The 12163-nt window shown below is 38.3% G+C and carries 14 protein-coding genes and 1 tRNA gene; 3 read left to right on the forward strand and 12 right to left on the reverse strand.

What is annotated here, in order from left to right:
• Positions 1–710 precede the first annotated feature (710 nt).
• Positions 711–1181, forward strand: coding sequence for an Lrp/AsnC family transcriptional regulator (locus J500_RS01655; RefSeq protein ID WP_004989241.1), 471 nt, complete (start codon positions 711–713; stop codon positions 1179–1181).
• A gap of 36 nt (positions 1182–1217) precedes the next feature.
• Here J500_RS01655 and J500_RS01660 read toward each other — a convergent pair whose 3' ends face one another.
• A complete protein-coding gene (locus J500_RS01660; protein ID WP_004989240.1) occupies positions 1218–1967 on the reverse strand; it encodes a YebC/PmpR family DNA-binding transcriptional regulator in 750 nt (249 codons plus the stop codon).
• 111 nt (positions 1968–2078) lie between these two features.
• A complete protein-coding gene (locus tag J500_RS01665) occupies positions 2079–2639 on the reverse strand; it encodes a 1-acyl-sn-glycerol-3-phosphate acyltransferase (RefSeq protein ID WP_004989238.1) in 561 nt (186 codons plus the stop codon).
• A gap of 362 nt (positions 2640–3001) precedes the next feature.
• Here J500_RS01665 and J500_RS17480 point away from each other — a divergent pair, with 362 nt between their 5' ends.
• Positions 3002–3160 (forward strand): hypothetical protein, encoded by a 159-nt coding sequence (locus J500_RS17480; protein WP_004997481.1) that lies wholly within the window; start codon positions 3002–3004, stop codon positions 3158–3160.
• 403 nt (positions 3161–3563) lie between these two features.
• On the opposite strand, the gene J500_RS01670 is transcribed toward J500_RS17480, so the two are convergent.
• Entirely contained in the window at positions 3564–4094 is a 531-nt protein-coding gene (locus J500_RS01670) for a ferritin-like domain-containing protein (protein ID WP_004989233.1), read from the reverse strand.
• A 467-nt stretch (positions 4095–4561) separates the two neighbouring features.
• Here J500_RS01670 and J500_RS01675 point away from each other — a divergent pair.
• Positions 4562–4638: transfer RNA gene (locus J500_RS01675), tRNA-Ile, on the forward strand.
• A 213-nt stretch (positions 4639–4851) separates the two neighbouring features.
• Here the strand turns inward: J500_RS01675 and J500_RS01680 are convergent.
• From J500_RS01680 to J500_RS01720, 9 genes are read right to left on the reverse strand one after another with little or no spacing between them, the layout of a single operon-like run.
• Positions 4852–5139, reverse strand: a complete 288-nt coding sequence (locus J500_RS01680; RefSeq protein WP_004997484.1) for a hypothetical protein — start codon at positions 5137–5139, stop codon at positions 4852–4854.
• Positions 5136–5351 carry a hypothetical protein gene (locus tag J500_RS16875; protein WP_227613746.1) on the reverse strand — a complete coding sequence of 72 codons (216 nt, stop codon included), beginning with the start codon at positions 5349–5351 and terminating at the stop codon, positions 5136–5138. Before J500_RS16875 ends, J500_RS01680 begins: the two co-directional genes overlap by 4 nt.
• A gap of 6 nt (positions 5352–5357) precedes the next feature.
• Positions 5358–7253, reverse strand: a complete 1896-nt coding sequence (locus tag J500_RS17600) for a hypothetical protein (protein ID WP_004997488.1) — start codon at positions 7251–7253, stop codon at positions 5358–5360.
• Between the two features lies 1 nt (position 7254).
• On the reverse strand, positions 7255–7782 hold the full coding sequence (locus tag J500_RS01695; protein WP_034697862.1) for a hypothetical protein: 528 nt from the start codon (positions 7780–7782) through the stop codon (positions 7255–7257).
• On the reverse strand, positions 7782–8831 hold the full coding sequence (locus J500_RS01700) for a baseplate J/gp47 family protein (RefSeq protein WP_034697780.1): 1050 nt from the start codon (positions 8829–8831) through the stop codon (positions 7782–7784). The genes J500_RS01695 and J500_RS01700 overlap by 1 nt, the downstream gene beginning before the upstream one ends.
• Positions 8832–8836: 5 nt before the next feature.
• On the reverse strand, positions 8837–9199 hold the full coding sequence (locus tag J500_RS01705; protein WP_004997496.1) for a phage GP46 family protein: 363 nt from the start codon (positions 9197–9199) through the stop codon (positions 8837–8839).
• A 10-nt stretch (positions 9200–9209) separates the two neighbouring features.
• On the reverse strand, positions 9210–9686 hold the full coding sequence (locus J500_RS01710) for a phage baseplate assembly protein domain-containing protein (RefSeq protein WP_004997499.1): 477 nt from the start codon (positions 9684–9686) through the stop codon (positions 9210–9212).
• Positions 9683–10786 (reverse strand): phage baseplate assembly protein, encoded by a 1104-nt coding sequence (locus tag J500_RS01715; RefSeq protein WP_004997501.1) that lies wholly within the window; start codon positions 10784–10786, stop codon positions 9683–9685. The genes J500_RS01710 and J500_RS01715 overlap by 4 nt, the downstream gene beginning before the upstream one ends.
• The gene (locus tag J500_RS01720) at positions 10776–12158 is read right to left on the reverse strand and encodes a DNA circularization N-terminal domain-containing protein (RefSeq protein WP_004997506.1); all 1383 of its coding nucleotides are present in this window, start codon (positions 12156–12158) and stop codon (positions 10776–10778) included. Before J500_RS01720 ends, J500_RS01715 begins: the two co-directional genes overlap by 11 nt.
• Positions 12159–12163: the final 5 nt, after the last annotated feature.

Consider the following 12163-nt stretch of genomic DNA (forward strand, 5'->3'; position numbering starts at 1 on the left):
AGGATAATAGTAAAAGCTGAAATCAAAAAAAGCTTCGTGTTCTTACTAACAAGAATAATGCCAATAATTAAGACAGACTAATGAGTCTTTTGTGTTTGGTTGAAAAACATCCAAAAAAATAGTCAATATGAAGAAAAAGAATTAAACAAGATAACTATATGTAATCTTTGAAAACTCTAAATTTTTTATTCAGAATAATCGATATTAAAAAGTCCTAAAATAAATCATGCATGTTCCAATTTATTGCAATTATCTAAATATTCCTTTAGAAGTCGATCGCTCTTTCTCTCTTGGTTTTTAAAGTAAATTTTATTAATTATAGGCGGTAAGCTGATATTTATAATCAATTAATTATCATAATTTGGAAATAAATTACATAAAATTTATTTTTAATGAAAAATAATTTAGATTTATCTTGGTTTTTTCTTATTTTAGGGAAATAATCTCGTACAGATATTGGTACTTTATAGATCAGGGTGTGATGGGGGTTGAGAAGAGTGGTCTGCGGATTGGGAGATACGCAGATCTAGCCCAAAAGGTCTCGACTCAGCTTTGACAGGATTGACCACAAGTTAATTGCAAGATGAATTCACTTATCGGTGAAAGAGTCGTCACAAGTAAACAGATGTTTTCCCTTGACCCTGTAAAAATTTAAGCATTATAAAAGTTCCAATACACTCAAATATCACGATTAAGCTTGTGGAGTAACGATGGAACTCGATCGTTTTGACAAACAAATTCTTGAAATATTAACCCATGAAGATGTTAATCTAAATGAACTTTCTGAGCGGATCAGTCTTTCAGTCAGTTCGGTGCATCGACGTATTAAGCATTTAATAGAAACCAATATCATGAGTAGTCTAAAGCGTGATATTAATTTCGCGAAGCTTGGGTTTACTTTGCATATCCTGCTACAAGTTTCTCTAAGTAAACATGATACCGAAACCTTTGATAAATTTTTAACTGAAATTGAAGATATTCCAGAAGTCACCAATGCATTTTTGGTAACAGGGCAGAGTGCTGATTTTATTTTAGAATTGGTTGCCCGAAATATGGATGATTATAGTGATATTTTGCTGCGTAGAATTGGAAAAATTGACAATGTCGTGGCACTTCATTCAAGTTTCGTGATTAAGGAATATAATGTATTTAACTGCTATAAGCTTTTAAATAAAGTATAAAAAAACGCGCATCAAGCGCGTTTTTTTTAAGTCATATTAAGCATCAAGTTGTGCTAATACATCGTCTGAAAATTCAACATTGGTATAGACGTTTTGCACATCATCCAGATCTTCAAGCATATCAATCATTTTCAAGATCTGTTTTGCTTGCTCGATATCCGTAATTTCTGCTTTGGTCGATGGACTCATTACTACTTCGGCATTGTCAGATTTTAAACCTGCTGCTGTCAATGCATCTTGCACGTCACCAAAGCTTTCAGGCGAAGTAATGACTAAAATACCGTCTTCTTCAATTTCAATATCATCTGCACCAGCTTCGAGTGCCACTTCCATGATTTTGTCTTCTAAAGACACATCTTCAAAGCTGATTTCACCACGCTTGGTAAATAGATAAGACACAGAACCATTCGTGCCTAAGTTTCCATTGGTTTTGCTAAAGCAATGGCGAACATCAGGTACAGTACGATTCAGGTTATCTGTCATGGTTTCAACTAAAACCGCAACACCGCCGACGCCATATCCTTCATAAGTGACTTCGTTGAGATCATCATTATCTTCACCGCCAGCACCACGCTGGATCGCACGATTAATGGCATCGCGGGTCATATTTACCGACAATGCTTTTTCAACTACAGCACGTAAACGCGGGTTACTTGCTGCCTCAGCGCCACCCAATTTTGCTGCGGTGACAATTTCACGAATATATTTGGTAAAAACTTTAGCACGGCTGGCATCTTGTTTTGCTTTACGATGCTTGGTGTTTGCCCATTTGGAATGACCTGCCATGTTGCAATATGCTCCTTAAGGATGGGGGAGAGTACCCGATCAAATTGTGCAGATTCTACCATAAGCCTATTTTTAGGAGGAAGAGGTTGGCTTTTGAAAAATCAACAAACGTTATTGTTTAGATTCTGGAATACATACATCTAACCCAACTTTTTCTTTATAAAGTCGTTGGATGGTTTGCAAATCCTGATTGAGATCGGAAGGATAAATTTTGCCTAAAATGCCACCTTGTTTGGTTTTCGCATTGGCATACATCATCACGATTGGAACATTGGCGGCTTTTGCAATATGCCAAAAACCTGTACGAATAGGTTTACGTGCTTCGCCATTTTTTGCACGGGTTCCTTCTGGAGCAATCACCAGATTGAAGCTTTCATGCGTTTCAAATAGCTCAACCATTTGTGAGACGATATCTTTACTGGCTTTACGATCAACGGGAATCCCTCCTATTTTTTCTAATAGGGGTTTCAACGGCCCTTTAAAAAGCTCTTTTTTAATCAGAGTATGAATTTTAATATCCAAAATCTCAAACAACGCCAGTGAAAGTACGGCATCCATATTAGAGGTGTGCTCAAAACCGATAAGCACTTGTTTGTTTTCCAAAATATTGGGTTCGATGTGATATGACCAGCCAGAAAGTTTGAAAATAGACTTAGCAAGTTGCTTTTTCATGATGAACATCCTCTAAAGATCGGCATAGTTTAGGCAGCTTTAATGAAAAAACAAGAAGTAAAAAGATATTTTTATACGCTTGTATAAAATTTTACGGAGACTTAGGCGTAAGTTTAAGTAAGGATCCGTGACATTAGGTGAGTTATTTTCTCATTGAAATGTACAAGTAGAAGCTAAACTATTCTTGTTTAAAAAAAATACAAAAATATTCTATTTTTTAGTCTTACATAACTTTAAACAATCTTACAGACCGAATTATTGTAAACCTAACTTATGGTCTAGCATGAACGGACATCTTAGGGTTTTAACTCAACTTCTAAATGACTAAGGTGATTTAAAAAGCAAAAATGAGGAACATTGTTATGTCTAATCAACGCCAACAAGGTCAGTCACAAGATCAACAGTCGAATCCGTCTAAGCAACCTCAGCATAACCAACAGTCTGACAAACAACGTCAGCAAGAACAGCAAAACCCAAATCAGCAAAAAGACCAGCAAAAGCAATCTAATCAACAACGTTAGTGCTCGGTTTTAAATTTCGCTATTTTATTTAAGAAAATGTGGCGCAGAAAATGCGCCATTTTTTCATGCTTAAAATATAAAAATAAAGTTTTAAAAAAGTATAAAAATGCCATTCCGATGATCTAAGAACAGCATTAGACTTTAGTCTAATTCAACTTAAACTTATAAATATTTTCAACCAGTTAAAATAAGGACATTTTAATGTGGATGACGCTAATGATAGTCATAGCCTGCATATTTACTATTATTTGTATTTGGAGTGCCTTTGAATTTTATCTTGATGCTCGCAAACATAGCAAATCTGATGAAAGTGAATAAAATCTAAAATTAGGGTGTAAATAACACCCTAATCAACATAATAATTGGATTTCAAAACCTATTTTTAATAGATTGAAGAAATATTTTAAAGATCACTTAAAATATCAGCCATATCATCGGCATGTTCTTCTTCCTGAGCTAAAATATCTTCCAAAATACGGCGTGTAGTTGGATCTTTATCACCAATATATTGAATGATTTCACGGTAAGAGTCGATTGCAATACGTTCAGCAACCAGATCTTCAGTCACCATTTCTTTAAGAGTTTTACCTTCCACGTATTCGGCATGTGAACGTTCTTCCAAACCTCTTGGATTAAAGTTGGGTTCACCACCGAGCTGTACAATTCGCTCTGCCAGATTGTCCGCATGTGTGGCTTCCTGATTTGCATGCTCTAAAAACTCAGAAGCAGCAACCGAGGCTTTGACGCCTTGAGCCATAAAATAATGGCGTTTATAGCGTAAAACGCAAATCAGTTCAGTTGCGAGTGCTTCATTGAGTAATTTCAGAATTTCTTCGCGATCTGCTGAATAACCTTCTGTTACAGCACCTTCTTCAACATGTTGACGTGCTCTTTGACGTAAAGTAGCAATATCTGTAAATTCTACATTTGACATGGGTTTGTTCCTCAACTTTTTGAATTTAATATATAAAAATATATTTTGATGGGATAAATTAGGGTGTATTTATTTAAAAGCTCAATCAGAAATTCTGTATTTCATTATTTCTTTTTACATTCTTATAGAAGATCGAATAAATAAATAGCAGAGTATAGCTGCATATTTGTAAAAAAACGAAACACAAGTACTTGATAATAATTATTATTTTATTTATCGATTGGGGTGATAAGTGAATGTAAATATCATATGTTTATAAGGCTATTGCATGGTTCTAATTGAATCTTTAATGATCAAAAAATCAGTATCTTAACTTTACTATAATGATCCATATCGGATAGAATCACTCGGGTAAAATCAAGGTGCTTTATAGTTTTATAAATTAAAAAGCACTTGTATTTAATGATCAACTTAGATAATATCTGATTCGCTTAAAATCATTGATTATTCAATATTTTACATTATTTGGGCCTATAGCTCAGTCGGTTAGAGCAGTGGACTCATAATCCATTGGTCCCGTGTTCGAGTCACGGTGGGCCCACCAAATAAATCAACCACTTAGGTGTACGAATCCTAAGTGGTTTTTTAATGTCTGATATCCATGTAACATTATTATTTTAATCGTTAATGTAAGTTTTCGGCTAATTTTGCACTGATTTATTTTTTATTTTGCACTAAATTTTTATAACTTATTCTGCACTTATGCCCATATATAGCTATAAGCCATTACTGACTTATAGCACTATAAATAATCAAATCACAACGTCATCGCATAACGCCACATTTCATCAACTTGTTCTTCAGTCAGATTTAAAATACTAAGCATGTATTGAACTGAATCGTTTGTACGCTCAAATTTTTCAGATTCGTTGTATTCGATTTCAATGCGAGTTTTTAACGCCGAATCTTCAATAGTTGCAATCGACTGCTCGACCGTTTCAAGTAAATTATTTTGAAGTAATGCAAGTTTGAATTGTCGGCGTGTGAGAGCTAGAAATTGTTTGCTATCAATTTCTTTTTTCTTTTCTTCATCAATATAGATCATGCCATTTCTCCGATACCATCGGTCAGATCAGACTCATCTACTGTCCACGCATCACGATATTTTGTATCAGTTGGTAGTTCAGAATCATCAATGATCTTAAATTTCTTGCCCAGAGGCACATGTTTTGGAGCCTCTTCAGCAATGTTCGATTCATCAACGAGTGATACGATTGCAATGACATTATTTTCTTGTAAATAAATAATTTTCATCATTAAACCTCAATACATAATAGCTAAATTAACGTAAGTTGGGTTATAAGTACCTGCTGTGTTATCACCACCCCAACTACAGTTAATACAAAACGACCACTGACTCGGTAAGTTGTTCGAATCATCCCACATATTCACAGCAGCACCAGCAGAACCACGCCAACTAGCCATCCCAACAACTGCATAATTTGCATCTGGAGCAGCTTGACTTAAGTTGATTCTGTAAACACCACTACCAAGCGAAGTAACACTTGAAATTCCTGAAGACTTCCTTATTGAGCCGTTACTCATATTGAAGTTGATAAATGCACGAACTGAGTTGTTATGAGTAGTTTCAATGTTGATGTTTCCAGATCCATCAAAATTGGCATTTCCAGACACCGCACCAGAAAGTGCAATGTTACGTGAGTTTTGTAGTTTTGATGCTGTGTCTGCATTACCCTGAAATGCAGCAGATCCACCGCTTTTTGATACATACTTATCTGCATAGACCCAACCGCCAGCAATAAAATCGCTAGATGCTCGGACATTTTTAGATGAGATATCATTAGGAGTGGTTATTGAACCAGGGAATGATGTATCACCAACAGAATCAAGTAAAACTACTCTTCTTAAAACATTGCCATTAGAACCACGCTGTGTTGCAAAAATCCAAGTTTCAGCATCATCTGTTGTACCAATTTCTACATAGCCTTTATCTTCACCATTATTTCCGACAGCCAAATATCCGCCATCAGTTGCTGTACTAGCTTCGATCAATTTTTTAAAAACACCAACAGAATCGTTTACTTTTACTAAAATCGTTCCACCGACCAAAATATTGCTGTTGATGGATACACCACCATCAACAGTAATATTTTGGCTAAAATCTACATCACCTGTAAATCTTCCACCCTTTTCAGTCATGATTCGTTCAAAGTTTTTCTCGAATCCAAAAGAATCCCTTGCAGATCGATAATACAATCCACCATTTGAATATGAACAAAGAAATTGTAATGCTGGTGCAGAACCATCACCTAAAAAATGAACAATCATCTGTGATGATTCTGGTAGGTTTTTTTTGTAGACACCAGATTTAGCATTCCATGCTACATCAACAACTGAACCAGTTACACCTGTCGCTTCAAATTTTGATGCGTCATAAATAGTGATATTAGATGTGCCATCAAAATCAATATTGTTAATTTTTCTTGGGCTCTGTAATTTAGTCGCTGTTGAAGCATTGCCCTGCAATTCTCCAATAAATTTTGGAGATTTTACTGAAACTGGAAAAACTGATTCATTGTTTGAGCCAAGTAATGTGACTTCTGAAAGTATCTGATTTGCGCCATCTCTCTTCCGCGCAAACACTTTTGAATCCGCATCATCAATAGCACCAAGCTCAACATAACCTTTGTCCTCACCATTATTTCCGATAGCCAAATATCCGCCATCAGTTGTTGTGCTAGCTTCGATCAATTTTTTAAAAACACCAACAGCATCATCAATATTGACAGTAATTGCACCAGTGACTGTCATATCACCATTAACAGTACCACCCGTTTTTGCAAATTTTTCATCTTGAAGTTTTTTACCCTGTTTTGCACTTAAAGGTCTATTTGAATCGTCAGTTGTCAAATTATCAACAAGCTGATTTTTTCTTAAAAACAAATTTTCGATATTTTGAGCAAGTGCAAGTACATCTGCGTCTGTTGCAAGCAAATCAAACAACTGCTGCTTAGACTGCGGGTTTAAAGCTGTACCATTTTTCTCCAGCAAGTTAGCCAATTCTTCCTGAATATGATTGAGAAAGTCAGGTGTTACATATGTGGCGTCCATGCCTGAAATATCAGCATTATCTGAAAAACCATTTTTGCCTTGGCCATTCTGGTTAGGCCGCGCATTTACACTATCAATTCGCTTCACTCTAGGCCTCCACAGGGTCAATTTGAAGAAATGCAGGAAAATAACTCTCAATAATGCAGCTCATATTGGCTGTATTTGAGTTCTTAACTAAAAGTTTGATCTTGTAACGAAGTTGCTCGGTATTGACTGGTGCGGTACATGGGTCGGTACATTGCATTGGTTTAGGCTTTACCAGATTGATCAGTTCAACACCAAAAAAACTTAAAAGCTGACGATAATACTCCGTTCCAAAAATATGACTGCGTACCCATTTCACAATATTGATGCGCTCTTCAATACTTCGGTCGTCATCAAATGAGCAATTTAACGGCAACCCATATTCACGCTCATATTCAGATATAAGTTCAGGTGGAATATCATGAATCACGCTGAGTAAACGTTTCCCATCAAAATCAGTTTGAGCTAGTAATTTGGCATGTGCATATATATCAATGGCAATATTAGTGTTGGCAGAAGTATCGTAGCCGCCAACTGGGAGCAACTGACGTAATACTGAAGCATAAAGTAAGGTTGATTGATCTAAAGTCATCATGCTTTACTCACTATGACATTGCCTGCACGAAGCCAAAACAGATTCATCCAGTCCACCGTTGGCGTAATGTTGTAATCTGGGGTCAATTGCACATCAGTAACATTGCTCAAGTTAAGTAAACGTGCAGATAAAATCGCAGGCAAATACGAATCCGCAGGCTCAAGTTCAGCAAAATAATCACGAATCATTTGTTGTGCAGCAACTAAATCAATCGTTGTACCTGACAATACCGCTGTCACATCCACCAATTGTTGGGTCGGTGAAAATACTCGACTATCAGCTAAGATACCAAGGTAGTCATCCAAAACCTGTTGTGCTGATGCAATGAGAGCTGCTGAAGGTAAAGTCGGTGGATTACCTTTGGCAGTAATGCCGATATCTAACGAACCTAATCCACGACGTTTGGGGTAAATATAAACATGCTCAACACCTGTTACAGATTTCATCATAAAGATCAGATCGGTGCGTCGATCCTTAAAATCACCCAGTTTTTTACGTTCAGATAGCCGTGAACGCCAATCTTCAAGTTCTTCTTCATCAGAACCACCACTAATGCTGATAACTTGTACATTACCCCTCAGACCCGCCGCAGGGCTGACCCACATCAGGCTAGCATCAGTACTGTTCCATGATGTACCTGCCTCACCAGCAACCACATTAACAACAGCAGCTGTATTCGCAATCAATTCGACATCTGTCGCAACGCTCCAGTAATAGCCTTTACCATTGGTCAAATGAGTTCCAGCCAAAATGGTCATATCAACATTGGCAGTGGCTGTCACAGTGCCTGATGCTTTGGTTCCACCCAACCTTGGCAGACCAATTTCTTCAGCATGGACATACAGAAAAGGCTCATCCGCAGTTGAGATAAACAGTTGACGCTGAATATAGGTTTGATGGTGATATAAACCCTCAACCGTGGATGCAGTACCCGCAGCACGTATGCCCGCATCTGAATCATCCGAAATGCTTAGACCCGATTGATTTCGGATTTCCTGAACAATAAGTCGGTATAGGGTATTAAAGTTAGGGATTGGATAAGCCATCGCAATTACCCCCCAACTTTGACAAAATAAAGGATATTCTGACTTAGACCCGTGAGTCGGGTAATATTAATCACTAAATCAACACGGCTTTGAATACTTTGCGTAGCAGTCACTTTAAATGCAGATAAACGGCTCGGAACTAAATCGACCAATGCTTCTTCAGCATATTGTTTGGCTAATAAAATATTGCGGCTCACATCTTTAGAGCGCTTGAGTGTGAACAAGCGACTGCCCAAGTTTGGATCACGCCAAAACTTACCGCGATGGATATTTAAACGCTGACAAACTACTTGCACCACATCATCATTAAATGCAGCATCCAGTGAGGTCAGTACATAATCTTTGGTTTCTAAATCAATCACTGCCATTGCTATTGCCTCACATTTGCGGTGTCGGGGTTGGGGTATTGCCGTTTTTATGGTCGTTATATATGTCTCGCATATCCTGCATAGAGCTTTTCATATCTGAGATATTTGCTGTAGAGGAAATGTTTCCATCGACATATAAGTCTCCAGCCACATGCACACCATCTTGCTTTAGCCAAACTGAATGGCCAAACTGATCATAAATACAGGTTTCACCCTCAGCAACATTCACCACGACTTTTCCATTGGTGGTAGCAATGACAACAGAACGTGCAGTTTTGCCGTGCAATGGAAGAACAACAACACGTGCATCGACAGGAATATGCGAGTTAAAACCCACTTGCTGAATCAATTCAACATCTTGCAATGTTTCATCTGCAAAACCTTTGAGTTGCAAGGTCTTAGAGCCAGCACGAGCAACCAATCCGAATAAAGCCTGACGGATTTGACCACCCGCAGCATTGATCTGGCTACGAATCATATCCATCATGGTTTTGGTTCCTTTTTCAGTGCCTGTTTGGCTTTTTTCTTTTGGGTTTTGTCCTGATGTTGCTTAGATGTAAGCGGTTGCGCCCAATCACCTTGGCGTTTAAGGCGTAGAATGGTGGTTTGACCTTGGCCACGCGATAAACGCAATGTCCGACCAAGTACCATCCATTTTGCCGTTGCACGTGAAAGTACGTCACTTTTGACTGTGACATACATTCCTGCCGTCCAGACACGGTTGTCTATTGTCCAGCCTTGCACGGTGACAGTTAAGCTATAAGCCTGTAGATCATTGTCTTTTTTGATTTTATCCAGTGCTGCTTTAGCTTCTGACTGGGTTTCGACATCGCCCAGACTTACTAGCTTTAAGCGGCCATATTGATAGTTAGTACTGCTGGTCGCTTCAGATAAAATTTGACGTGCTTCAGCATCCTGAGACAGCATTTTGATGGTACTAAAGACGCTGGAAACATCCTCTTCATATTCAGCATCTAAAATATTGTTCTGGTTGCCATCATACATCAGCATAAGAGGTTGCTGGACTTGATATGGATTGGCAAATGGATCGCCAATAACAATCGTGCCATCTGACTCCAGCCAAACGTGCTGACCCGTGACTTGAGCTGCTTTGGCCAGTGCATCCCACACGGATTCTGTTGGCTCAATCGACACTTTATTTTTTAGCCATGCATTATTTTGAATTTTGACATTGCTAAATAGTGATGCAAAATCACCTGACAACACATAGCGATTAATTAACTCTTGTAGATTCAGTTGCTTGCCATTGAATAATGGCACTGAGCAATCAATTAACTGGCCAGCCAGATCACGGCCAGCGATTTGCAATAAACGACCATCACGTTTCACCACTTCTTTAACGCTGTCGCAAATGCCTGTGAGAACAAGCTCTTTGCCATAGTACAACTGGATTTTTTGACCCGCTGATACGTCCATCGGTAGGCGATCATAGACTGGATTAAATGCAGTCACGCTCCAGCCGTCAGCGGGCACGTCGATGACACTATCAATAGAAACGTCATCAAACTGATTGATTTCAGTCGCACCAATTACTAGGCGAATATCCGTTTTTTGATTATCTTGCATAGACAGTCAACTCCATGCCAGACAATAACATAGCAGGATTAATCAGGTTTTGATTCAAACGATTAATTTCATTTGCTCGGCTCATATCGCCATACAAATAGTGTGCGAACCAATGCAGGGTGCATGGCACAGGCACAACAGCAGTAGTGATTGGTGGACGTGTTTCAATCAATTCCTGAATCTGCAAATGAACTTGATCCGCAAAGACTTTTAACAATTGGATCTGATTAACGCTTTCATACGTCATGAGATTTGTTGCTGAAGATTGTTCACGTTCAGCTTGAATATTTTCCTGAATCTGCTGACGAATGTTTTGGCGAATCACAGCCAAATCAAGCGGGGTCAAAGACACTTCAGTACGTGTACGTCCTCTTGAGCTGGTTTGACCAGTTGTACTTGATGAAGATGAACCACCACCCGAAGAACCAGAACTGCCGCTAGATGAGCTTGAGCCAGAAACAGAGCCATTTTTATTGGCGCTGCCACTGACAATACCGTTACTATTATTGTTAGTCACAACACTGGCGATCTGATCATGCTGTTCTTGAGTCTGCTGAATCATCTCATCACGAACACGACTAACCATCTTCTGAGAAACCGCAACAGTGGTAGCCACTTGTACCGCGCGCCAAGTTTGTTTGAGTTCTGGTGCATCATCATCAGAATCGAAAATATTACTTAAACGCTTGATACGATGAAAAACATCACGCCACTTTGATATTGCCGATATCGATGTATCAAAGGTTACTAACTTGGTGACATCATCAATTAAGCCTGTGATCCACTTAGGATTAAGTACATCTTCAATGGTTCCCTTGATTAAGCCCAAAGCAGTGCGAGCATCTTGGATACCATTACGGATTCGATTAAAAACTTGCAGATATTTATTAGGATCGAAACTACGCAACTTATTGAGATATTCACGCAACTTGGCAAACGGGGCATCAACACCGACTAATCCGTCGATTGCGATCGGGGCATCAATTGGTAGAAATAATTCCCGTTTTTCTTCTTTTGCTAAAATAAAATCGATTGAAATTAGACATGCATCATAATTATCTGCATCATGATCAACACTATAAGTTATAACACTGGCATTGCATGAACCAAAAATCGGATGGATCAGTTCACCTTCGCCCGTTTCTTGCAATGCATTTTCAAGCGCATCCAACTGCGACTTATAGTCTTCGCCCGTATAAATAGTCTGGATCGTGATTTTTCTAGGCTCTTTGCCCATGTCTTCGATGATGGCTTCATTAGAATATGGAGCTTGATGTACGACTTGAGTTTTAGACACACTATCCTTAGTAGAGATACACTCAAACTGCACTCCACGAAAACTTGAGTCTAATAAATCATCTTTCCAGCCCATAAAAA

Origin of the sequence: Acinetobacter sp. 479375 (assembly GCF_000581715.1) — a bacterium.
Lineage (GTDB): Bacteria > Pseudomonadota > Gammaproteobacteria > Pseudomonadales > Moraxellaceae > Acinetobacter > Acinetobacter ursingii.